The organism is Aquicella lusitana (assembly GCF_902459475.1).
Lineage (GTDB): Bacteria > Pseudomonadota > Gammaproteobacteria > DSM-16500 > DSM-16500 > Aquicella > Aquicella lusitana.
In genome coordinates, this window is record NZ_LR699116.1 from 67,287 (window position 1) to 92,205 (window position 24,919).

At 37.3% G+C, this 24,919-nt stretch carries 24 protein-coding genes; 5 read left to right on the forward strand and 19 right to left on the reverse strand.

Annotation, left to right across the window (positions count from 1 at the left end):
• Positions 1-132 precede the first annotated feature (132 nt).
• Entirely contained in the window at positions 133-2,466 is a 2,334-nt protein-coding gene (locus tag AQUSIP_RS11695; protein ID WP_114835403.1) for a nitric-oxide reductase large subunit, read from the forward strand.
• Between the two features lie 87 nt (positions 2,467-2,553).
• Here the strand turns inward: AQUSIP_RS11695 and AQUSIP_RS11700 are convergent, their stop codons facing one another.
• From AQUSIP_RS11700 to AQUSIP_RS11710, 3 genes are all read right to left on the reverse strand, one after another.
• Positions 2,554-3,528: an N-acetylmuramoyl-L-alanine amidase-like domain-containing protein gene (locus tag AQUSIP_RS11700; protein WP_170131890.1), complete on the reverse strand. Its 975-nt coding sequence runs from the start codon at positions 3,526-3,528 to the stop codon at positions 2,554-2,556.
• Positions 3,529-3,675: 147 nt separating this feature from the next.
• The gene (locus AQUSIP_RS11705) at positions 3,676-4,800 is read right to left on the reverse strand and encodes a CapA family protein (protein WP_114835405.1); all 1,125 of its coding nucleotides are present in this window, start codon (positions 4,798-4,800) and stop codon (positions 3,676-3,678) included.
• A gap of 67 nt (positions 4,801-4,867) precedes the next feature.
• Positions 4,868-5,335, reverse strand: a complete 468-nt coding sequence (locus tag AQUSIP_RS11710) for a host attachment protein (protein ID WP_170131891.1) — start codon at positions 5,333-5,335, stop codon at positions 4,868-4,870.
• A 405-nt stretch (positions 5,336-5,740) separates the two neighbouring features.
• Between AQUSIP_RS11710 and AQUSIP_RS11715 the strand changes: the two genes are divergently transcribed.
• The 4 genes from AQUSIP_RS11715 to AQUSIP_RS11730 all read left to right on the forward strand — a co-directional run bounded on the left by AQUSIP_RS11715 (position 5,741) and on the right by AQUSIP_RS11730 (position 8,582).
• On the forward strand, positions 5,741-5,968 hold the full coding sequence (locus tag AQUSIP_RS11715) for a WGR domain-containing protein (protein ID WP_114835407.1): 228 nt from the start codon (positions 5,741-5,743) through the stop codon (positions 5,966-5,968).
• Positions 5,969-6,147: 179 nt separating this feature from the next.
• Positions 6,148-7,194, forward strand: coding sequence for an IS481 family transposase (locus AQUSIP_RS11720; RefSeq protein ID WP_148326101.1), 1,047 nt, complete (start codon positions 6,148-6,150; stop codon positions 7,192-7,194).
• A 253-nt stretch (positions 7,195-7,447) separates the two neighbouring features.
• On the forward strand, positions 7,448-8,047 hold the full coding sequence (locus AQUSIP_RS11725) for an MFS transporter (RefSeq protein ID WP_114835534.1): 600 nt from the start codon (positions 7,448-7,450) through the stop codon (positions 8,045-8,047).
• Positions 8,007-8,582, forward strand: a complete 576-nt coding sequence (locus AQUSIP_RS11730) for an HD domain-containing protein (RefSeq protein WP_232058706.1) — start codon at positions 8,007-8,009, stop codon at positions 8,580-8,582. The genes AQUSIP_RS11725 and AQUSIP_RS11730 overlap by 41 nt, the downstream gene beginning before the upstream one ends.
• A 69-nt stretch (positions 8,583-8,651) precedes the next feature.
• Here AQUSIP_RS11730 and AQUSIP_RS11735 read toward each other — a convergent pair whose 3' ends face one another.
• From AQUSIP_RS11735 to AQUSIP_RS11810, 16 genes are all read right to left on the reverse strand, one after another.
• Positions 8,652-9,698 carry an IS481 family transposase gene (locus AQUSIP_RS11735; protein ID WP_114835537.1) on the reverse strand — a complete coding sequence of 349 codons (1,047 nt, stop codon included), beginning with the start codon at positions 9,696-9,698 and terminating at the stop codon, positions 8,652-8,654.
• Positions 9,699-9,805: 107 nt separating this feature from the next.
• Positions 9,806-12,307, reverse strand: coding sequence for an HAD family hydrolase (locus AQUSIP_RS11740; protein WP_114835327.1), 2,502 nt, complete (start codon positions 12,305-12,307; stop codon positions 9,806-9,808).
• A gap of 13 nt (positions 12,308-12,320) precedes the next feature.
• The gene (locus AQUSIP_RS11745; RefSeq protein ID WP_114835326.1) at positions 12,321-13,025 is read right to left on the reverse strand and encodes a sigma-70 family RNA polymerase sigma factor; all 705 of its coding nucleotides are present in this window, start codon (positions 13,023-13,025) and stop codon (positions 12,321-12,323) included.
• 9 nt (positions 13,026-13,034) lie between these two features.
• Positions 13,035-13,835, reverse strand: a complete 801-nt coding sequence (locus AQUSIP_RS11750; protein ID WP_114835325.1) for a P-loop NTPase — start codon at positions 13,833-13,835, stop codon at positions 13,035-13,037.
• A gap of 10 nt (positions 13,836-13,845) precedes the next feature.
• Positions 13,846-14,280 carry a hypothetical protein gene (locus AQUSIP_RS11755; RefSeq protein WP_114835324.1) on the reverse strand — a complete coding sequence of 145 codons (435 nt, stop codon included), beginning with the start codon at positions 14,278-14,280 and terminating at the stop codon, positions 13,846-13,848.
• Between the two features lie 12 nt (positions 14,281-14,292).
• Positions 14,293-16,389 (reverse strand): flagellar biosynthesis protein FlhA, encoded by a 2,097-nt coding sequence (flhA, locus tag AQUSIP_RS11760; RefSeq protein ID WP_114835323.1) that lies wholly within the window; start codon positions 16,387-16,389, stop codon positions 14,293-14,295.
• 20 nt (positions 16,390-16,409) lie between these two features.
• On the reverse strand, positions 16,410-17,543 hold the full coding sequence (locus AQUSIP_RS11765) for an EscU/YscU/HrcU family type III secretion system export apparatus switch protein (protein ID WP_114835322.1): 1,134 nt from the start codon (positions 17,541-17,543) through the stop codon (positions 16,410-16,412).
• 4 nt (positions 17,544-17,547) lie between these two features.
• Entirely contained in the window at positions 17,548-18,327 is a 780-nt protein-coding gene (locus AQUSIP_RS11770; RefSeq protein ID WP_114835321.1) for a flagellar biosynthetic protein FliR, read from the reverse strand.
• Position 18,328: 1 nt separating this feature from the next.
• The gene (locus AQUSIP_RS11775; RefSeq protein WP_114835320.1) at positions 18,329-18,598 is read right to left on the reverse strand and encodes a flagellar biosynthetic protein FliQ; all 270 of its coding nucleotides are present in this window, start codon (positions 18,596-18,598) and stop codon (positions 18,329-18,331) included.
• Positions 18,591-19,034, reverse strand: a complete 444-nt coding sequence (locus AQUSIP_RS11780) for a hypothetical protein (RefSeq protein ID WP_114835319.1) — start codon at positions 19,032-19,034, stop codon at positions 18,591-18,593. Before AQUSIP_RS11780 ends, AQUSIP_RS11775 begins: the two co-directional genes overlap by 8 nt.
• A gap of 2 nt (positions 19,035-19,036) precedes the next feature.
• Entirely contained in the window at positions 19,037-20,383 is a 1,347-nt protein-coding gene (fliI, locus tag AQUSIP_RS11785; RefSeq protein ID WP_211310099.1) for a flagellar protein export ATPase FliI, read from the reverse strand.
• Positions 20,380-20,973, reverse strand: a complete 594-nt coding sequence (locus AQUSIP_RS11790; RefSeq protein WP_114835318.1) for a FliH/SctL family protein — start codon at positions 20,971-20,973, stop codon at positions 20,380-20,382. Before AQUSIP_RS11790 ends, fliI begins: the two co-directional genes overlap by 4 nt.
• 7 nt (positions 20,974-20,980) lie before the next feature.
• A complete protein-coding gene (locus tag AQUSIP_RS11795) occupies positions 20,981-21,982 on the reverse strand; it encodes a flagellar motor switch protein FliG (RefSeq protein ID WP_114835317.1) in 1,002 nt (333 codons plus the stop codon).
• 3 nt (positions 21,983-21,985) lie between these two features.
• Entirely contained in the window at positions 21,986-23,479 is a 1,494-nt protein-coding gene (gene fliF, locus AQUSIP_RS11800; protein ID WP_170131881.1) for a flagellar basal-body MS-ring/collar protein FliF, read from the reverse strand.
• Positions 23,480-23,583: 104 nt separating this feature from the next.
• Entirely contained in the window at positions 23,584-23,931 is a 348-nt protein-coding gene (fliE, locus tag AQUSIP_RS11805) for a flagellar hook-basal body complex protein FliE (protein ID WP_114835315.1), read from the reverse strand.
• A 16-nt stretch (positions 23,932-23,947) separates the two neighbouring features.
• Positions 23,948-24,919 (reverse strand): sigma-54 interaction domain-containing protein (locus tag AQUSIP_RS11810; RefSeq protein WP_114835314.1); only part of this gene is annotated, 972 nt, incomplete at its 5' end.

A 24,919-nucleotide genomic window follows, 5' to 3' on the forward strand; every position in this document is an offset into this window, starting at 1 on the left:
ACAATAGTATCTACGATACCTGCTGCCAGCCAACCGCTGCAGCACAGCTATAACAAATTGAATTTTTCATTGTTTTAACATAAAGTAGGTTTCATAGCTTTTATCAAAAATCTATTGCAAGGACAGCATAAGATGTCAAACGTTGCTCAAATATCCTTAAAAGGAACTGCGGAAGATGATCCCGTCTCTAATGTATTAAAGTGGACTCTTTTAATCACAGCAATTGTATGCTTCGCATTCATAGCCTGGGGAACATTTAAAACCTATGAGCTGGCCCCTCCTCTGCCACAAAAATTTTTATCAAGTACTGGTTTAGTCTTAATGACCGATACAGATATTACAGCAGGAAAAGCAGGATTTCAGCGCGCTGACTTAATGGACTATGGCAGCATCTATGGCATGGGATCCTATTTTGGCGAAGACTATACTGCCAAATACTTAGTACGTTTAGGACAACTAATTGAAAATGAATTAGCAATACAAAAATTTTCTACCCCTTTGCAAAATTTATCTATTGGGAATCGATATGAAATTCAACTAGAAATGCAGAGATCATTAAAACAACTCGATCTTACACAACAAAATTTAGTGCTATCCCCTCCTGTGGTAAAAGCGATACAACAGCTTCAATCAGAAATATCTCAACATCTTCTTAATCATGATTATGAAAAAGGATGGACAAAAGCATACAGTTTAAATAAAACTTCGGCCTTACAAACTGCCGACTTCTTGATTTATTCATCATTAACAACGGTTGCAAATCGGCCTGGAAAAGATTTTTCATATACAAATAATTGGCCCTATGAGCCAAGCGTGGGAAATGTTGCAACAAACCAAACATTCTATTGGACTTGGATTTCTTTCTGTTTCGTCTTTTTTGGTTTTGGCGTAGTTTTATATATCTATCATCGGTACTTAAGCGAACCAGATGTGGGAATCAAAACCCCTTTTTTACTGGAATTTAAGCCGCTAACCGTTAGTCAAAGAAAGGTTGGTAAATATTTTATTATCGTCTCATTAGTGTTGCTTGCTCAAATTTTAGTAGGGGCATTAATGGCTCATTATTATGCTGAACGTGAGGCTTTTTACGGTATAAACATTGGTGCTTTTTTGCCATTTAATTTTTTAAGAGATGTGCATATTCAAACACCTATTGTTTGGATTGGATTATCGTGGATAAGTGCTGCCATTTTTCTTGCTCCCATTATTAGTGGTCGGGAAGCCAAATGGCAGGGTACTCTGGTTGATTTATTATTTTGGGTAACCCTTTTTATTGTTGCAGGGGCCATTATTGGCAACTATCTTGGAATTATGGGATTTATTGATAGGGCGTGGTTTTGGATTGGAAACCAAGGTTTATCTTACTTACAGTTAGGGCGTTTATGGCAAATTGGCTTTTGCCTTGGATTAATCCTTTGGAGCTTCATTGTTTTTAGAGGAATGTGGCCAACTTGGGGAAGTCTTAAAAAAGCTACCATTGAATTTTGGACTGGCCACATACATCTCGAACATTTATTTTGGGCAAGCACTATCAATGTCGCGGTTTTATACTGCTTTGGAATGATCCCTTTAACAGGAATTGAAAAATCCTTCACAATTACCGATTTTTGGCGTTGGTGGGTCGTGCATTTATGGGTAGAACAATCTTTCGAATTTTTTACAGTTTGTGCGACTGCTTATCTTTTGATGGGAGTGGGATTAGTTTCTCGACGATTAGTAGAGAGAACGGTTTATTTTGAAGCCATCTTAATCTTTCTTGGCGGAGTAATTGGCACTGGGCATCACTGGTATTGGACTGGCACACCCGATATGTGGGTTCCGCTAGGTACGATGTTTTCTTTTATCGAAGTGTTACCCCTAACACTGCTAATCATTGATGCTATTGAAGAGCTACAGTTAATCAGAAAACAAAGAATATTCGCTTACAATTTAGCTTATTTATACATTTTAGGCGCTGCATTTTGGAATTTTGTGGGCGCAGGTGTCTTTGGCGGCGGTACATTAAATGCTCCTCTTATTAACTATTACGAACATGGTACTTTTCTCAGTTTGAATCACGCTCATACAGCCTTATTTGGTGCATTTGGCTTATTGGCTTTAGGATTAGTATATTTTTGTTTACGCTACGCAACGGGGAATCGATTTGCATGGAGTGACCGTTTCGGTGAATGGGCGTTTTGGTTATATAATTTTGGATTGATTCTATGGATCGTACTTAATTTTTTTCCAATAGGATGGTCACAATTAATGGATGTTTACCAACACGGATTTGCCCATTCAAGAAGTTTAGAATTTTATAACACGACATTGTTATGGCAATGGCTACGAACGCCGGGTGATGTTGTTTTTGCAATGGGTGCATTACTAATGGCTTATGATTTCATCATAAAAATTCGGCCATTTTTTCCCGGTGTTGTGAGTGCGCCAGATCATGGTGCCGATTTAGTAACAAAAGAAGTTTCTTGATTGAAGCTATCATTCAATCCAACTATACGATAACGACACAGTTGATTGCATTTGCCTCCCAATCCGGTTATTGGTTATGGCCAAACCTTAGTAAATGATCTGTTCAATATGGATTCCTTTGATAGTCGGACTATGGATATATTTTTGTAAATATTGCGTTAATGGCTCCGCTTCCACCCGGCCATGAATACTTGAAGCATTATAAAACATAAGATCTTGCCCCGTGCGGATGGCGAATCCTAAGTGTGAAACATTTAAATTTGTACCATAGCCCGCTGGAAAACCGGGAAAATGATTCCGAATATCCCAATTTGGTCGAACGATAGCGATTACTGAACCTGGAGGTATTTGATTAAAGTAATAAGTATTCGCGTTTCCATCCGCGTTAAACAACTTGTTCAATGGTAAATAGGATAATTGACTTGATCGCGCCTGAAAACGGCCACTGTTCGATTGTAGCTGAGTGAGCAAAACATTGGCTTTCGAAGGGTCAGGGAGAGGTGCCAATAGATGCATCGCTTTTAACGGTCTTACCTTATACCAATTGGGTTTATCAATAGCTGTTTCGGCAATTAATCTAATAGGCTGCCCGGCCATATCAACAATTTTCTCAGTGACGTCTTTTATCCAGCTCAGCTGCTGTGTATTAGGAATCCATTCTAAGTCTGTAAACCAATCAGTTCGGTTCGTATAACCGATTTCTGACTTACTATAGCGAATTGCTAATATATTCTTACGAAATTGCACAATATTTTTTGCATGAATCAAGGCAAGCACTGTATTCACATAGGAAACGCAATCAAATTTATCCGTCCTATATAAAGGTTCTTGAGAATATTTCGCGTCTTTACCTTCGCCCAATGGCTCTAAAAAATAGGAAGAACCTAGAAAGAACTTGGCTGCTTCATGCAATGCATCTTTTTGTTGCTGAGCAAGCATTTTTAAGCATTGAGCAATGGCCAAATCATACTGATTCATATCATAAGGCTGTACTACAACAATAGTATTTCCATCCGCTGGCGAAAAATGTATTCTATCTGTATTAACCGTTTCACTGCACATGCAACCACCTTGTTTCATCGAGCATTCATACTAAAATTGCCACTAACCCTATATGGTAATCGCCAACTTTAATCCGTTAAAAATACCTTGAAATAACGCATTGGTAAAGCCATTCCTTATGCAACCGGCGCGCAGCAGCTGGTTGATTTATCTCACACGCTGGACGAAGCAAATCGGCCTTTCGCCGTATGTGTCAAATTGGACACTAAATGGAGCACTTTCATTTAATGTCTTTAATACCCAATCACCATCACGCTTGTTTGCAAGGTGCAACCTAAATTTTTTAATTTGTAGAGGAATTAATGTCATTTTTTCAAACTGCAATGACATAGCGTCAAAGTCAAGAAAATACATTAAAGGTAAGTCATCTCGATGCTCCTCGTATCCGCTAATCCCTTCATAATCATTGATAAAATCACCACAGCCATAAAATATGGGTTTCCCATTATACATTTCGATAGCACGCGGATGGTGTGATGAATGGCCAAATACGACGTCTACTTTGCCAATATCGATTAAGCCATAAGCAAATGAACGAAAGGAATCCGGAATTTCATGTCCCCAGTTACTTCCCCAATGAATGCTAAATATAATTAAATCGCCTGACCTTTTAAACGTTTGTATGTTTTCAGCAACATGCGTCAGCGTCTTTATAGTTAAATCGGGTAAATAATAAACTCCCGAACGATGAGCTGAGGCTTGCCAGGCTGAAGGTATCCCGCTCGAAGGAGTACCTGCTGAAAACACCAATACTCTTTTATTCAAAATTAACTCGACAATAGCTGGTTGCATAGCATGGGTTATGTTTTCGCCTGCGCCTGAGAACTTTATTCCTGCTGATTTTAATGTCACAAGCGTTTCTTTTAAACCTTTATAACCCCAATCTAAAAGATGATTATTAGCGAGAGCACAAATATTAATGCCGGCAGAAGTTAAAACAGCAATATTAAGAGGATGCATACGATAATGGATACCCTTATTTGGCCAGGGATCGCCAGCTTGGGTAATAGCAGTTTCAAGATTAATAATTTTTACATCGGGTTGAAATTGTCGCCAAATCAATAAAGCGTCCCCCCATATATAATCCATTGCGACTGGATAAGTTATCTTACCATTTGTTTTTTCTGCCAAGAATACATATTCCCGAGCATCCTTGACAAAAGGTTCATAGAGCCTTGGTTCAACTTGGTGAGGGAGTATTTGATCTATTCCTCTTCCGGTCATAACATCCCCGCAGAGGAATAGACGAAAAATATTCGTTGAATGATTCATAATGTATGAATGAAAAGTAACTCAGTTTATTGTCAAATAATTGGTGAATACATTGATGTTAACAACTTCATAAATGCTCTTGTAATTGTTTTACTAATTGCCTCTCATTCAAGCTGGTATAATCTTTCTCGATGGTTATTGCTACCGATTTTTGTAGACCGTTTGCACGAGAAATATGTTTATTAAGCATGCCCATAAAAACAGGCGATGCAATTAAAATAAGTTGTTCAAATTCGTTTTCCAAATAGGCCTCATGCAATACCTTACTCAACTGAAAAGCAAATCGATCTTCCTCATAACGTTTAGGATCCGTTGGTGGATCATAGGTATCCGATCCAAATTCCGTTGCACGGTAGCGACCACTGTTGTCGCTAACAAGTTGACTATCATGTTTGCGACTTTCCGGATGCTTGTATTCATTAAGTAATTTTAAGTCGTTTTCATTTGCCTGAGGCATAAATAACTTTGCCTTGTATGTGGTATAAATACGCGCCTTCGTTGAATCCGCAACTAACACCCATGTTCTACCATTCATTCTAAACTCCATTTTTATTTGCTATCGATCATTTAGAATAAATTTCTTTTGATTTTATTTAAAATTAAGCTATTTATTACATCTTGACACTTATTGATTAGCTACACAATATAGGGAAATACCCTAGTTTAAAGCTAAAATAATTGACATTCTAAATTGAATTAATTCACGCATAAACGTCAGCATGGATATCACGCATATTGCACTGTGCTAAGCGCATTACAGCAAATAAAATATGCGCATAGGATGAAAGGGTGCCCAAAAAGTTATCAAAGATTTAATAATAAAAACATATACTTAAGCTGATATTCCTAGCTATAATGCATGATTCATTGAGCTGCCATTAGTTAGTTTTTTCAGTTTAAGACAAAAAACAATCTTAAGTTTGGAGAAGAATCTGCTGAAATGATAGCATCGTATCGTTGGGAGAACACGCATAAAAAACGTTATTATTGCCTTATTCTAGCGCAAGATTTATTTGGTGATTGGGTCATTACAAAAGTATGGGGCGGTATTAACAAGGCCTCTGGTCGTATTGTTCATTTGCCTTGTCCATCTTATGAAATAGCCCATAGCACAATTGAAAAAATTGCTCGTACCAGAGAAAAGCGCGGTTATATTTTATGCAGATAAAAGAATACTCAATCAAGTTGCTTGCTGGGCATAACAGTCAATCCAGTTTGTGCCATTTTCGCTGATATCTTATCTGCATTAGTTCCGATCTAATCTGACACTTGCTACTTGAAAAAAGTAAGGTTACCCGTTTTGATAGTTATGTCGAGTAAAAATCAAAACATTAAAGAGGTAACCTTATGTACGAGTGTACGCAAAAAATCATTAAAAACAAGGTCGGTCTGTTAAATTTGGCAGAAGAGCTAGGGAATGTATCAAGAGCCTGCAGGGTAATGGGCTTCTCCAGAGATACGTTTTATCGTTATAAATCAGCAGTTGAGCAAGGAGGCATTGAGACCTTGTTCGACAAGAGCAGACGGCAGCCAAACATCAAGAACCGCACCGATGAAGCTACAGAGAATGCTGTATTGGACTATGCCATTGAGTACCCCGCGCATGGTCAATTAAGAGTCAGTAATGAGCTTAGGAAAAGAGGTGTTTTTGTTTCTCCTAGCGGTGTTCGTTGCATCTGGCTAAGGCATGATTTGGCATCATTTAAACAGCGTCTAACCGCACTGGAAAAGAAATCTGCCGAGGAGAACTTAATTCTAACTGAAGCACAACTGGCCGCGCTAGAACGCAAAAAAGACGATGATATGGCCTGCGGTGAAATTGAAACAGCACATCCTGGCTATCTTGGTTCACAAGATACCTTTTATGTTGGCAATCTCAAGGGTGTTGGGCGCATTTATCAGCAAACATTTGTTGATACCTACTCCAAAGTGGCTCATTGCAAGCTATATACCACAAAAACACCGATTACATCTGCTGACCTGTTAAATGATCGTGTGTTGCCATTCTTTGAAGAACAAGGCTTGGGCTTGCTGCGCGTATTAACGGATCGTGGCACTGAGTTTTGCGGCAAGGTAGAGCAACACGATTACGAGTTGTATTTGGCGCTCAATGATATTGAGCACACCAAAACGAAAGCTCAATCACCCCAGACCAATGGCATCTGTGAACGCTTTCATAGGACGATTCTGAATGAGTTTTATCAGGTTGCTTTCCGAAAGAAAGTTTACACAACTATTGACGAGTTGCAAAAAGATCTGGATGATTGGCTCGGTTATTACAACAATGAACGCACACATCAGGGTAAAATGTGTTGTGGCCGAACTCCGATGGCGACATTGATTGATGGTAAAAGAATCTGGAAGGAAAAAGTTGATAATCTCAACTTGAACTGACAGTAAAACCGTAACTGAAAAACGGGTAACTGTCAGATCAAGTCGGAACTTTTACATCTTATCTAAACAGAAATTGAAAAGCATAAAATTTTCTAAACTAATTTATTTGCCTATCATTTACATATTTACCATAGAGAAGATTATATTTTAAACATATCAATCATTCGATTCAAATTTGCAGCTGCGAGCCTCTTGTTTATGGCAATAAAAGACCTATACTATCCGCAAATTTAGTCTGGAATGCAGCATTTTCATGGATGAATACAAAAGTAAACGTTTAGTTTTTCATATTTGGATTGTGTGTGCGCTAGGATTGTTTATTGATGGATATGACTTATATATAAGCTCGGTTACCGAACCGTTTATTAATGCGCTTTACCACCCGAATCCATTTTTGATTGGCCTGACTCAAGCAGCCGCGCCTATCGGTGCATGTTTAGGTGCGATTTTAATCGGACGACTGGCTGATATGATTGGGCGAAAAAGTCTGCTAATTTTCAATCTAGTGTTTTTTGTAGTGATAGCCCTGCTATCCGCATTTGCATGGAATTCCACTTCACTTTGCGTATTCAGATTCTTGATTGGTTTTGGCGTTGGTGCAGATTATCCGATTTGCGCAGCTTACTTGGCAGAAATGATACCTGAAAACAAATCTAATAAGCTAATTGCTGGAGCAATGTTTATTAATTGCGCAGCATCGCCCATTGGTGTTTTAGTCGCTCTGGGAATCTATAATATTTATCCTCACCTAGAGGTATGGAGAATATTGCTGGCAACCGGCGCACTGCCAGCAATAGTTGCATTGCTGCTCCGTGCAATTGGAACATGCACTGCAATGCGCTTATTTCGCTGAACAATCAGGCCACTCTAATGATGTCATTTTAGCTTGCTTATTTCATGACATAGGTCATTTTGCTTCAGAATATCAGCATTTGCAAATGGCAGACCTAGGCACGGTCAATCATGAATGGATAGGAGCCAAACTAGTTTATGATTGGGGGTTTTCAAAAAAAGTTGCCTTACTGATTGGCAATCATGTTGATGCGAAACGGTATTTGGCAGCAAAAAAAGAAAAGTATTTTGCACAACTATCGGCAGCTAGTAAAAAAACGCTGGACTATCAAGGCGGGCCAATGTCAAATCAAGAAATGGTATTATTTGAAAAGCATTCTTTTTTTAAAGAAATTTTACAAGTTCGCATTAATGATGAAAAAGGGAAAGAGACTGATTTAACTGTACCAAATTTAACTCATTATCTGCCTAAAATCAGAGATCATCTCAGTCTAAATAATGGAGACAAGGATATACATATCCCGGTGTTACGCTGCAACATAGACGAAACGTGGGTAAACCAATTTAAAGCTGCGCTCGAAAAGCAGGAAATGTAGTTTGTTTTTTAACTGTAAAAGTTCCGACTTGATCTGACAGTTACCCGTTTTTCAGTTACGGTTTTACTGTCAGTTCAAGTTGAGATTATCAACTTTTTCCTTCCAGATTCTTTTACCATCAATCAATGTCGCCATCGGAGTTCGGCCACAACACATTTTACCCTGATGTGTGCGTTCATTGTTGTAATAACCGAGCCAATCATCCAGATCTTTTTGCAACTCGTCAATAGTTGTGTAAACTTTCTTTCGGAAAGCAACCTGATAAAACTCATTCAGAATCGTCCTATGAAAGCGTTCACAGATGCCATTGGTCTGGGGTGATTGAGCTTTCGTTTTGGTGTGCTCAATATCATTGAGCGCCAAATACAACTCGTAATCGTGTTGCTCTACCTTGCCGCAAAACTCAGTGCCACGATCCGTTAATACGCGCAGCAAGCCCAAGCCTTGTTCTTCAAAGAATGGCAACACACGATCATTTAACAGGTCAGCAGATGTAATCGGTGTTTTTGTGGTATATAGCTTGCAATGAGCCACTTTGGAGTAGGTATCAACAAATGTTTGCTGATAAATGCGCCCAACACCCTTGAGATTGCCAACATAAAAGGTATCTTGTGAACCAAGATAGCCAGGATGTGCTGTTTCAATTTCACCGCAGGCCATATCATCGTCTTTTTTGCGTTCTAGCGCGGCCAGTTGTGCTTCAGTTAGAATTAAGTTCTCCTCGGCAGATTTCTTTTCCAGTGCGGTTAGACGCTGTTTAAATGATGCCAAATCATGCCTTAGCCAGATGCAACGAACACCGCTAGGAGAAACAAAAACACCTCTTTTCCTAAGCTCATTACTGACTCTTAATTGACCATGCGCGGGGTACTCAATGGCATAGTCCAATACAGCATTCTCTGTAGCTTCATCGGTGCGGTTCTTGATGTTTGGCTGCCGTCTGCTCTTGTCGAACAAGGTCTCAATGCCTCCTTGCTCAACTGCTGATTTATAACGATAAAACGTATCTCTGGAGAAGCCCATTACCTTGCAGGCTCTTGATACATTCCCTAGCTCTTCTGCCAAATTTAACAGACCGACCTTGTTTTTAATGATTTTTTGCGTACACTCGTACATAAGGTTACCTCTTTAATGTTTTGATTTTTACTCGACATAACTATCAAAACGGGTAACCTTACTTTTTTCAAGTAGCAAGTGTCAGATTAGATCGGAACTAATGCATTTTAACATATAGAATGGCTAGCTTGAACTCCCATTTGCTGCGATTGAATGGTTTCACTTGGATTCGCAATATGATCAGCTCGCTTGATTATTGGTCTATAGACAATACGGAACACATATTCATTGGCATTTGCACTTGGTATAGGATTGAAGCTAATTGAACTTGTTGATGAAGTTAATTTATATAAATTATTACCTTTGTTTTCAATTTGATCAAAGTTAATAAAATTAAATGCGTCCATAGTATTTTGCGCTTCATTCTGGTTCACAAAGGCATCCATCGTGATAAATTCAGCGCTTTCTATTTGAATCCATTCGTATCGCTCGCCAAGCAAAATAAATGTCTTAAGGTTGGCAGGTAGCCATACTGAGAAAAAACCATCGTGGGTTGCTACGGCTTCGGTTGGTGTTTTATAAACTTCTGTACCCTGTTGAAACATTACTTGAATGGGTTCCTTTCTTAAAACCATGTCCTTTAATTTTAAATCAAGACCAAAACGATGCTGTGCAATTAAGGACAAAACAAATTCAATGCCGGCTGTTCTCAACTCTGCAGGATAATTTGTGCGGGTTAACTTAGATGGTTTTTCCATGTAAAACATACCACGTTTGCGTAATCCTAAAAGGCCTTGTTCTGGGTCAAATACGCGTAAAATATCCGTCGTTCCCAGGTTCATTTCCGCTTGGAATGTCTTTAGGTAATCAAGCTCCCATTCTGTCGGTAGGAATATCATTCTGCACAACTCGGTCATTGCTGTTTGGCGAAGCATATCATTTGAAAGAGTCATATTAGCCAGTCTGAAAAATTCGATCGCATCCTTTACAAACTGGATGCATGAAGATTGAATGTTAATTAATTTTTGATGTTGCTGGTCACCCATGATAATATCTGAATAAATTGCATCTCCGTTTTCGTCATAGTCAATCACACTTCTTTCATTCGAAGTACAAAGTTGCTCAAGCAACGTAATATAAAATACGATTGTTAACATTGCATTATCATCACACCATGATGGGTCGATTAAACCACAACGATTTGCTTCCCAGCCCGGGACACGCAGAGAAAGCAAATAACGCCCTACCACGTCAATTCCTAATGCTTTGAAAACGGGTGTGAGCCGCCGTTGTGCCGTGCCACTATAGCCTAAATCCACCAGAACCAGTGTGCTGCCTTTTTCAAGGCCAACCTGCTTGTCAAGATGCTTAATTAATCTTGATCGATATTGTTCTGATTTAGCGAGAATAATTTTAACAATATCTTTTCTGCGGATGAGCTTCATAAATTCAGATGCAGGGTTTTTACTGTGCTCCGCCACTCTAATAATAGGATCATAAACTTTTTCTGGTAAAAGCAGCTGCCTAGCTACGTCATGAAACCGATTTGTGGCTCCAATCTCAATGAGGTAACTATCAATATCATCAGGTGTCATAAATGATGCCGCATATGAAGCAAAACGGCTAATTCGAACCCGCTTCCCTATCTCGCTACCGAGATAAGTCTCACATGCCATAGAAGGCAAATAGGCATCCCGCATTAAAAATAATACCTTAGGATTCTTGTTTTTCTCTTTTAGCTTTGTGACTTCATTGCACAGAAAATGTGCAAATGAATACATAATCGGGCCAAGCGACGCATAGCCAATAAATTTTTCAGGGTTTGTTTTACTAAAGGATTGCAATGAAAATACACAACGAAAAGGGGAATATAATGGTTTTACTGAATTTATACTCGGGTCAATTATTTTAGCTGCTGTGTCTTGAAGTCGAATTAAGTCTTTAATGCAATCATCCTGGTGAATAAAATGAAATGCATTGATTTTAAATGCCTTAGGCATAAGGTAGTCGGCAACCGGATTATCACCTATATGCAATATCTGTTCTGGCGAACATCGAGTATACTGAATCACATCATAAAATATACCTGATGTTTTAGATCTTCCCACTTCACATGAACAAAATATCTTGTCAATTATTTCTAACGCGTCTTTTGGCAAAAAGAATGATAGCATTTCTTTAAGTTGATATTCTTCAAAATAAGTGTCGCTAACAATAATAACTTTAATCCCTGTCTTTCTTGCCGCTTTCAGTAATTCAATGACAGGAGGAAATGCAAAACAAGCATTTTTTTCGGATAGTAATTCGTCTTTTACTAGATCATTAATCTGTTCTTGAGTTAGTTCATGAAAACCATCAGCATAAATATCTTTTAATTTTACTTCACCGCCCTTGCCTTTTAACGCCGAAAGTTGTCTAGATTTACCTTCTGCGCTAATACGCAATGAAGCGTTAAATCCCATTGATTGAAAGAAATGTCTTTGCTGCAAATCAAAAAAAACGTCTTTTGGCGATGCTGTTTTACGCCAAATTAAAGTATCAAAACAGTCTAAAGACAAAACCTTGATTTTGTCTTTAAAATGCTCTAACAACTTAAGAAGATCGTTTGCTCTTACTTTATCTGACATTTGCATCATGCTTTGCAATCTAACTTGTGTTACTTTGTCCATATCAACTCCTATTTTATTCTGAACGCATTTTTGCACGGATCCTTGCGATGGCGATGCTATGTAATTGAGATATGCGTGCTTCTGTTAATTCAAGCACTTCCCCAATCTGTTTAAAAGTGAGCTCTTCAACATAATAAAGCGATAAAACTAGCTGTTCCTTTTCAGGAAGCAGTTTAAGAATTTCCTTGAGCTGGGTCTTTACAGCGTCTTTTTGCGCAATTCGTTCAGGATCATTCGAATCATCAGCTAAACTATGCTCAACATGCTTGTCGGCAAGATTTGCGACATAAAACATATTGATTTCTTGGGATATCTTGAAATACTCTTCATGGGTTATATTCAATTCCATTATAATATTTTCAAGTGTCGCCTGCTGCTTGTTTCTTTTTTCAATTTTGTTTATTGCATCAGAAACCTTTTTCATTTTTTTAATAATGTCGCGGCTAATCCAAGAATTTTTCCTTAATGAATCAATTATTGCTCCCCGTATTCTGATAGTGGCGTATGTTTCAAAACTAGCTCCCATTTCAGGGTTATAATTTTTCCGAGCTTCAAGCAAACCAATCAATCCAGACTGTAATAAATCGTCAAACTCAATATGCGATGGTAACTTGCGCTTGATTTGGGTTGCTATCTTTTTTACCAAATCCAGGTGGTTTAGAACAAACTGTTCTAAAACGACATCTGAATTTTTCTCGTACATTGTTATGCTTTGCATAACAAATCCTTAAATTTGTTGATGAATCAACTTCTCGAAAAAGAAATGAATTCCGCCAGGCAATTCAGTGTCTTTATGCCAATTTATTATATTGCTACAAACATCATTAATTGCTGAAACAGCATCTGAATTTGGGTATTTATCAACAATTGCTACCCTTTCTTGCGCTGAAATACCAATATAGTCATCGTAGGGTATATGACCCAAATAATTTGTATTAACGTCAATAAACTTTTCAGTTACTTTTTGGAATCTGCTAAACACCTGGAAACCATCGTGCTGGCTCTTTACCTTATTTACAATTATGCCGAATCGTTTTCTGGCATATTTTTGGTGTAAAATTTTAATGACAGCATAGCTGTCCATTAATGATGAAGGATCGTTGCATATAACAACGACTACCTCTTGAGATGCGTTCGTAAAATCTATAACTTGGCGTGATATCCCCGAGGCCATATCAATGATCATTATATCGATATCTTCGACAAAGTTAGAAAATGAATGTATAAGACCTATATATTGCGATGGGGACAAGTCAGCCATGCATTGTATACCTGATGAAGAAGGTATTACCTGAATCCCATGCGGCCCTTTTATACTTATTTCATGTAGACTAGAATTTCCTAACAAAACATCATGAAGCGTTTTATTAGGACTTAAGCCGAGCATGACATCAACATTTGCCAATCCAAGGTCTGCGTCCAGCAATAATACTTTCTGTTTAGCTTTAGCAAACGCCACTGCCAAATTAACTGCTATAGTAGTTTTGCCTATTCCCCCTTTACCGCCGGTTATTGATATAATACGCATAAAGTTGCTCTCAACTGGTTGTTTTATTTCGGAAGGCACTTAATTTAAGTAATTTGGCAATTTCCAGCATTTTAAATAAATTCCACTTTCCTATTTTTTTTCTTTCTAATTTATCTGCATATGTTTTTTGTAATGTGGCAATGCTGTCTGATAATGCCTGAATGCTTTCATTCATAGTTTCCATCTGCATTTTGAAACTTTCAATTAATTTGTAATCAAATGAGCTGTCAACCTGTTTGATTTCATGCGGTATTGATTTATCGACATCGATAGGTTGTCCATTTTGAGCGGTTGGTTCATTGGTATCCAGCGGCAACCCTGCAAGTACTTCGACGCCGCCTGGTATTTTTCGTGTAGAATAGATTAATGCCTCTGGGCCCAGCGCGTCATTAACGGTAAAAATCGCTCTATGTGTATTCGAGGCAACAAATCTGTATAATTTCATTTTTATTCCCTCTTATCCAATTTTAGCGACAATATTCAATTGCCGATCATCAGGCACTTCGTTGTGTGCCAGAAAATGTAAATTGGGGATTCCAGGCTTGAACAATTTCTCTAATAACCCCCTTAACTCGCTTGTGACTAACATAATGGGTGGCAGCGAATCCAGCTCACTTTTGCGCACAAATTCAAGCAATTTAGTGTAGAGTTTTTCAGTCAACGACGGTTCTAACACAACTATTTTTTCTCCACCTTCATGGTTCGGTTGTATAGACTTATGCAAGATTTGTGCCAAGTCATTATCAAAAACGGCTACCGGCAATTCCTTTTTATCACCGCAAATGCTATAAACAATCAAGTGCTTTATCGCTACGCGTACATTCTCCACCAAGTAATCAAGGTCCTTTGATTTTGCCCACACTTCAATCATCTTCTCGGCAATTGACCGTATATCAATAATAGGAATACCAGATTGAAGTAACCGCTGAAGAGTAGTTACGATAATTGGCAGAGGCACAGCTTGTGGGCCAGATGTTAGTGTCTCCGTCAGTTTAGGAGTAGATACGGTTAATCGGTTAATTAATTGCTGAACTTCGTCGTACCCAAGTAAATGATGCGAATTATTTTTAATAACTTGATTTAAATGCGTAGCCACGACAGTACTAGCATCGACGACAGTATAACCAAGTCCTTGAGCATAATCACGTTGATCAGCCGATATCCAATAACTATCAAGGCCAAACGTAGGATCCTTACAAGGTGTTCCTGTAAGGGCGTGTTTAATATGCCCAGGGTTAATAGCTAAATTCATATCAGGATAGACTGGTGCTTCTGCAATAACTACACCTTTCATGTAAATTCGGTAATGATTTGCAGGCAAATGCAAATTATCTTTAACGTGAATGGTTGGAATCAAAAATCCTAATTCCATTGAAAGCTTTTTGCGTATTCCTTTTATTCTATTAATAAGCAAACCATCTTTATTTATGCCAACCATATTAATCAAATTATAGCCTATTTCAAGTGTCAAACGATCAGTATGCACAACTTCATCCCAATTGAGTTCAGCACTATCGAGAGTGTTTGCGGCTTGTTTCTTTGTATTTTCATGAGTTGAATCGGTTTTTACTGAATTCTTTACATAAATAAAATAACTGATCAACACGCATATTGCTGCCAGTGACAAAAATGGTAAATGCGGCATATTAGGAATCAGCGATAAAACAAATATGGTGGCACCAGCCAGCAAAATGGGTTTTGGATTATTAAATAACTGGCTAACTGTTTGTTCACTTATATCATGCTCATTGCTTACTCTCGTCACCATGATGGCCGCAGCTATCGACATCAGCAATGATGGAATTTGGGCTACCAATCCATCACCGATGGTCAACAATGAGAATGTTTTTACTGCCAATGCAAATGGCATATTATGTTGAAAAATACCGATGACGATGCCGCCAATCAAGTTTATAAATAATATTAATAATCCCGCAACAGCATCGCCGCGGACAAATTTACTTGCACCGTCCATCGATCCATAGAAATCAGCTTCCTGAATAATTTCTACTCTTCGTTTCTTTGCTTCTTCTTGGGTTATAACGCCAGCGCCTAAATCCGCATCAATTGACATTTGCTTGCCTGGTAACGCATCCAAAGTGAATCGAGCACTTACCTCTGATATACGGCCTGCACCTTTAGTTACAACGACGAAATTAATAATCATCAATATGGCAAAAACAATCATACCAACCACAAAGCTGCCGCCAATAACAACTTCTCCAAATGCACGAATGACCTCACCAGCAGCACCAGGACCTTGATTTCCGTGCAGTAACACGATCCTTGTTGAAGCTATATTTAGTGTCAATCTTAAAAGAGTTGTCACCAATAAGATCGTAGGAAATATGCTAAAATCAAGTGGCCTGAATATATAAATGCAAACCATCAAAATAATCAAAGACAATGTAATATTGGAGGAGAATAGCAAATCAAGCAGGATTGGTGGCAAAGGAATAATCGTCATTGTCAGCATGACTAAGATAAGAATTAATATTCCAAAATTAAACTGCTTAATATTTTTAATATTAATAAGCTGTGAAAAATTATTCATGATGTTTATCCTCATTGAGGTTACTCATGATATATAAATTCCTTCGGAATACTTAAATCTTCTATGATTTCAGGATGTTTCCCTACCCCATACTGATAATTTTTAAGCTGATAAACGTACGAAAGAACAATCGCGACTGGTTTATATAATCCAGGATGTATTTCAGAACCCAGCTTTGTTGTAAAATAAATTGCGCGAGCTAAATCAGGCGCCTGATAGATCGATATTCCATGTGAAATCGCTGCCTTCCTTATTTGGTACGCAATGATACCCTTGCCTTTTGCAATTACTTTTGGAGCTTTGTCTTTGCCGCTGTTATACTTTAGCGCAACTGCATAATGGGTAGGATTGGTTATCACGACACTGGCTTTTGGTACGGAATAATTTATCCTTTGCTTGACCATGGCGAGTTGTTTAAGACGCATTTTTCGTTTCGATTCTACGCTTCCTTCTGTATCCTTTTGTTCATCTTTAACTTCCTGCAATGACATTTTTGCCTGTTGTTGATATCTAAAATAATGATATGCGATATCAAAGATAACTGTAAAAATAAGCGCTATGCAGAGGAACAAAATAAAATATTTTATTAAGTATTCAGATGCTGTTATGGCAGAAATAACCTGCAAATTCATTAAACTAATAATATCATTGAGGTTGGATATGAGGAAAAAAGTTAGAATACATAAAAATATAGATGCTTTTACTATTGATCTTGCAATTTCAATTAATGCGTTTTTGTAGGAAAATAATTTACCTAAATTATTAGTTGGATTTAACTTTGACAGTTTGAACTGAATGGCATCAAGAGTAAAGTTCCAGCCTCCAAATAAAAAAGGGGAAAGAATTGCAACTACAAGCATGATAATAAAAATGGGCAACAATTGATAAAAATTAGCTAAGGCAATCTTTTTTAAAATTGCCCCGAGATAATTAGCGTTATGAATCACATCAGGAATACTGGAAAATGCTAAAGAAAAGTTTTTTTTGATAGACATCATCAGCTGAGCTGACATTATAATTAGCATTGCTACAGTCACGGTAAAAACCAACCCGCCAGATAAGTCGCGGGAGCGCATTACAATTCCCTGCTTGCGCAAATCGCTTATGTGTTTGCTAGTTGGTTGGTGCTGTTTTTCCTGCGCCTCATGGCTCATTCAATCAACCTCCAGTCAACCATAATTGGAACTGCTTTAGTCCGCTCCCAATATATTCGACGCCATTTCCAACAAACACTCCAAATGTGAGAAAAACAAATATCAATCCCAATATAATTGAAATGTTAATTCCTACTGAAAAAATATTAAATTGCGGTGCAAATCTACTCATCACCGCAATGGTCATATTCGTTATCAGCATTGCAATTATGATCGCAATTGATAACGACACACCTCCTGTAAAAATAATATTTGCATACTTCAAAATACCGATTAATACATCGTTGGATATGTAATTTAAACTCACAGGTAATGATTTAAAACTCTCTAAGATTAAATTAATAACAATTAGATGCCCATTTAACAGCAAAAATATCAGCATTGCTGCGTAGTTATAGAATAATGTTAATGCCGTTATTGATCCAAATCTCGGATCAATTAATGTAACCATTGAAAACCCTATTTGCGTCGATATTATTTGGCCAAATGCCGTAAAAATCTCAAATATTATATTAAGAATTAACCCAGACACTATACCTATAACTACCTGAAAAATGATTTGCATCACCATGTTAGCAGAAAACAATGCATAATATGGCTTGAAATCCATAGATATTACTGCGATGTATGCCAGCAAAGATGATAGTCCAATTATTATTTTATTATTTACATAATCCCTCCGGAAAAACACAAACGAAGATAATAATGCAGATATCCTGGCTAATGCCAAAATAAATAAAACGAGCTTTTCATATGTTAATGGTATTAAGCTAATTATATTCATATTATCTAATGAACAGCGCCAAATTGTCTAAATAATGGTGTGTAATTAAAATAAGTTTCTGCATTAACCACGGACTCAAAATAAACAGTAATAAAAACATGACAATAAATTTTGGAATAAACGTGAGTGTCATTTCATTTATTTGTGTCGCCGCTTGAATTATTGACATAATTAGACTGATGGCGAGAACAGGCAGAGTGATAATACACACAGCTATCACAACATAGTAGAGCATTTGTTGCATTGCATTCAGTATATGTGTATCATTCATGTTCTCTCCTTTTATTGCTTGTTGCAGCAATACTATCAATCATTAATTGTTCATTTCTTAATTCTTTTAATGCGCTCTCAGCGTTTAATTTCTCCTCGAAGGACAGCATTAAATTTAATTTTTTGTCAAGGTTGCCAATTGTATCAAGCAAGGATAACTTCATTTTTTCTAACATAGTAATCTCAGATTCGGTGTGGTTAATAACATTGTCTATTTTCTTAATAAACATGCGCATGTTCCCATGCAACCCAGGCATGGATTTGCTTAAATTAAAATTGTTAGAATTTAAATAATCAAATTGATATGACTGCATTTTTTTTATTAATGATTGTTTGGTATTGATCTTACTATTTATCTTAGATAGTTCAGATAAATATTTTTTCTTTTCACATTTAATTGAATTTTCCAATATCTTTATTTGCCTCATGTCTTTCATAATTATCCTTGGCTAAATAGCCTTATAAGAAAATCTACACTTGATTTGATATCGCAAGATTCGTTGATGTTTTGAACCAGAAATTTTTCGAGATTATCTATGGATCTTATAGCCTCATCTATTATTTTATTCGCACCTGATTGATACATACCCACATTAATCAAGTCACGGTTTTGATTATATGCGCTATACAATTGTTTGAATTTATGTGAATAAGCTAGCTGGTTTTTATCTACTACAGCTGGCATTACACGGCTGATAGACTTTTCAATGTCAATCGCAGGGTAATGCCCAGCATCTGCCAGCGTGCGTGACAAGATAATATGACCATCGAGCACAGAACGTGCGTGATCACCAATTGGATCGTTATGGTCATCAGCTTCTACAAGAACAGTATAAAACGCTGTAATTGATCCTCTTTCCTTTATACCGTTTCCTGACCGTTCAACTAATTGTGATATCTTTGCAAACACTGAAGGTGTAAATCCTTTGGTAGCTGGCAGCTCTCCTATTGAAAGTGAGATTTCTCTTTGGGCCTGTGCATAACGGGTCAGTGAGTCGAGAATGAGCAACACATCCAGTCCTTTATCTCTAAAATATTCGGCAATTGTAGTTGCCAAAACCGCGCCATTAACACGCATTAGCGGTGAGGTATCAGCTGGTGCAGCGACTACGACTGATCGTGCCAAACCACTTTCACCAAGATTTTCTTCTATAAACTCCTTTACTTCACGTCCTCGCTCACCAATTAATCCTACGACAACCACATCGGCACTTGTAAAGCGGGTCATCATTCCTAGCAATACACTTTTACCGACTCCACTTCCCGAAAATATTCCCAGTCTTTGTCCTTTACTGACGGTCAATAGTGCATTGATTGCACGTATTCCAACATCAAGTGGTTCACTAATTTTTCGTCTTGCGAGTGGATTAATCGGTTTACTTACTAGAGGATAGTATTCATAGCAGCCTGTTTTCCCTTTCCCGTCAATTGGATTTCCGGCTGCGTCTATGACTCTGCCCAGTAGTTTCTCGCCTATACATGCGTGGTTTAATCTGGAAATCGGTACCACGGAAGCTCCCTGCTTTAATCCGTCAGTATGTTCAAGCGCCATTAAATATGTTGTATTTTCTGCAAAACCAATCACTTCTGCATTTATCACCACTCCGTCAGCCGAGGAGATTTGGCAAATGGTTCCTAGTGGAACGGCAAGATTTGACGCCTCAATTTTCATACCTGTAATACGGGTAATCTTCCCTGATACGATAACCGGAATAGGTGCCTCAGCCAACTTATTGAGGTTGGCATAGTGATTTTTAATTTTCTGCTTCATTAAAATGTCAATCATCTTTTGCACCTTATCACCCTATCAATGCGCTCATTGAGTAATGAATGAATTTCGCCTTTATTTGATTTAATAATTAAATCACCATCTACTAATGACGAGTCTACTCGCAAATTTAAATTGTGAGCCTCATCAAACAAGCGGTTATAGTCAGATTGGGATAAATAAATTGTTATTAATCCACCTTTCTCTTGAATCGACTCACTTAATGTATTAATAATTTTTATTAATAACTTTGGATCAGATTTGATTTCTTTGTAAATTAAATTCTTTACCGTTTTTTTTATAATTTGATTAATAATTTCAATTAAATCATCGTCAATTACTGATAATGGACGCTCAAGCTGTTTTAACATATTGTCCACGATAGCTATTTTTTTTTCATATTCAGCCTTAATCATTTCTATTTCCAATTTTTTGGCCTGATTTTCAATTATCATTTTTTCAATATGTTCATTTTGATTTTCATTATCAATAATTTTGTTTTTTTCCTGTGGTTTCTTATCATTCGGCTGAATTGAAAGTTCAATTTTAGGAAAAATCCATTCATTTTCATTTTCTATGAAAATATCTTCCATGATTATTTTATTCATATAATCCTCAGTACACGATGTCTGAATTGGTCTTCATGGATAAAACTATTTTTTCTTCCTGGTCCAGCTTCTTAGCAGTGCGTATTATATTCTTTTGCGCATCAAGCACATGAGCTAGCTTGACAGGGCCCTTAGATTCAAGATCGTCACGAAGTATCTCGGCTGATTTAGCCGACATATTCTGGAAGAAAATTTCTTTAACACGATCATCAACCCCTTTGAGGGCGATAACTAAATCTTCATTTTTGACTTCACTAAGTAGGATTTGCAGGCTTTTTTTGTCCAACTCGGCCAATCGCTGAAATGGAAACATTTTATCTTGGATTTTTTCGCCTAAATCCTTATCCTCGTTCGTCAACTCGGCCATGATTTGGCGTTCAGTCTCACTGTCTAGGTAAGAGACAATGTTGGCAACTGTTTCTAATCCATCTACACTAATTATATTATTTCGCTCAGAGCTCTCTAGTTGCCGTTGAAAATAAACAGCTACAGCATCAATTGCAAACCTAGATATGTAACCCAAATTTGTCATTCGCTTAAATACTTGGTTCTGCATTTCTTTAGGCATTGCCTTGATTAATTTAGTACCGTGTTCACTGCTGATATTATTGAACACGATAATTACAAATGCTGTTATAATTTGCGGATGTTCATCCTGAATAAGGTGAACAATACTATCCATCGGTTGTTCTCTTATTAACTCCAGCCAGCTATCTTTGTCAGGGTTGGCACCTTGAATAAATACGCCCCCACCTTTGCTGCCTACGGCTGTAAGTAACGTATTTTTTATCATTTCTTTTTCAGAAATATCAATTCCTGAACTATTATTTGACTCCGTAAAAAATTCATTAATTGCGCGAATTAGATCTTCTTCCGTGATTGAATCAATGTTATTAATTGCATCAATGATCGCTTTAACCTCTCTTGGATTCATGCTTTTTAATATTTCAGCAGCGGCCTTTTCGCCTACACCCAATAATATAATTGCTGCGTTTCTTATCTTGTCCATAGATTATTTCCTGACCCAACCTTTAATAATAAGTGCTACTTTATTTGGCTCATTTGCCGCTAACTGTTTCAATTGATCAATCCCATCTTTTTTTAATTTGTGCATTCTGTTTACGCTATTCTCGTCATTGCTCTCTTCATCTGCTACAAATACACTTTTTTGTTTTGCTTGGTTTATTGTTGCTGCGTAATTAGATAATTTACGGTAAATGATAAACAAAAATGCGAACCCGAGAATTATTCCTATGATTTTCTTGGCCACATCCCAGAACCACGGCATTTCCCATACTTGAACTTGAACGTTAGGAATTTCCTCTTTTACCTGTGAGTAAACACTATTCACAACCGTAACTTTATCACCTCTTTTTTCGTCATAACCGATAACCGCCTTAACTAATTCAGTAATTTTAGTGATTTTATCTTGCGCCACAGGCTTGCTAATGTATTTTTTTGTTTTAGGATCTAAAATGATTTCATTGTCAACAACGACAGCTACAGAAATATTTTTTATTTGAGCTACGTTCATTCTTTTATAACTTACATATTTTGATGCGTTATAATTTTTTGTGCTTTGAGACCGCTTTTGTCCCCCTGTTGCCTGACTTTGTGGTGTGTTTTTTGAACCTTCTTCTGGTGGGGAATTTGAAAGTGATCCGGGAGGGCCAGATGCACCAGAAGTTTCATTTTGTTCAATATTGCTTTGTTCGCTGATCAACACTGTTTTATTTGGATCGTATTCCTCTTGAGCCTGCTCGTGCTGAGTAAAATCAATGTCTGCGTTGACTCTTACAATGACTTTATTTGCTCCCAATAGTGGAACTATCATTGATTCTATTCTTTTTTCATAATAATTTTGAATATTATTTTGATAATTTAACTGTGCTGCGCTGTAAATCGAGTTTTGATCCATACCATCTGACAAAAAATGGCCATATTGATCAGTAATCGCGATATCTTTTGGATCCAGACCTGGTACACTATCAGCAACAATCTGAATGATTGAACGAATTTTTTCCTTGTTTGAAGAAAAACCAGGCGAAATATTTAATACAACAGACGCTGTTACTTTATTATTTTCATCAGCAAACACATTATTCCTTGGAACGGCAATATGAACACGTGCACCGGAGACACCTTCTATGCTGCTAATTGTTTTCGATATTTCATTTTCCAATGCGCGCAAGTAACGTGCATTCTCAATAAATTGACTATTGGTAAGCGCATTTTGCTCGTTAAGAAAAGAATAATTAAATCCATCATCCTTTGGTATACCTGCTGCATTCAATTTGAGTCGTGCCATTTCTATGTCATTTGCTGGCACGAGTATTAGCCCATTTCTGTCATCAATTTTATAACTAATTCTTGCTTTTTCCAGTGTATCAGCAATGGATGCCATATTTTTTTGACTAATCTGGTAGTCAAGCGGCCTATATATTGGCTCTGATATTGACCGGTATAAAGTTATTCCAAGAGCCACGCTTACAGCAATGCCAACCATAAAAAACAATTGCCTGAATGTACCTGGTTGGAACACTGACACGAATGAGTTAACGTATTTATTATTTGATGATCGTTCCATAAGTATTTAATCCATTAAGAATATTATACCGGCATATTCATTATTTCTTTATATGCCTCCAATATCTTATTTCTGACCGTTAGCAATCCTTCAAACGCAAGCTTTGATTTTTGCGAAGCAACGATAAGTTGCGACAATGAAACCTGGCTATCACCAGCTACATATGCAGATTTCATTTTTTCAGCTTCCGTTTGCGTCTGATTCACTTGTGAGATGGCGTTTTTAACTGTCGACAAAATCTCATCAAATCCGCCTTTCTCTGCTACTTTGTTTGTTTCGGAAAATATCTTTGATTTGTTTGATAGTTCACGTATTTTTGAAAGCATTTCATTTATATCTGCTCTGGTTGCGCCCACATTGTTAATATCCATATTCAATCCCTTCTCTTTAAGGAACTTTTATTCCGCTTAATTTTAATTTTGAAATTTTATATCTTAATGTTCTTGGACTAATGTTTAATTTTCTTGCTGCCACATGCCGCCGCCCGTCTGATTCTTTTAAAACATCAAGAATAACTTTTGCCTCGGTTGCTTTCATTTTTGAATCAAACTCGCCTTTACTATTATTCTGTTCTATTTGATATTCATCCAGTTCAATATGAATCTCGTCAATAACATCGTCATTCGTCATGATCAATGTTCTATGTATTAGGTTTTCTAACTCTCTGATATTTCCAGGCCATGGATAATTTAATATTTTTTCTTGCGCACGTGTTGTCAACACAGGAGGAATTTTTCCCAAAACTATTGAGTATTTTTTGATGAAAAAATTTGTTAATGGTATAATGTCTTGCTTTCTATTTCTCAACGGAAGGCAGTATACGGGTATAACATTTAACCTGTAATACAAATCACTACGAAAATTACCCGTCACTACTTGTTGTTGAATGTCGCGATTTGTTGCAGCAATGATTCGTGTATTGATATTTATCAATCCCTTGCCGCCTAGTCTTTCCACTTTTCTTTCTTGCAGTACACGCAATAACTTTGCTTGGAGGGCAAGCGGTAGCTCAGTAACTTCATCCAGTAACAGTGTGCCATTATTGGCTTGTTCAAATTTTCCCTGATATGCATTTATTGCGCCTGTAAATGCCCCTTTTTCATAGCCAAACAACATGGATTCAATCATATTTTCAGGTAATGCCGCGCAGTTAACCGTAATATAGGGCCCACTGCTAAAATAAGAGTTTTGATGTATGTATCGTGCAATTAATTCTTTTCCTACGCCTGTTTCCCCGTTTATTAATATCGTTGCGCTGCTTTTTGCTGCCTTTCGTGCCATCTCCAGCATTGTCTTGCTGCGTGGATCTTCAGCAATTAACAATAGATCTACTGGTTTAGACTCTAAATCATCCATCAT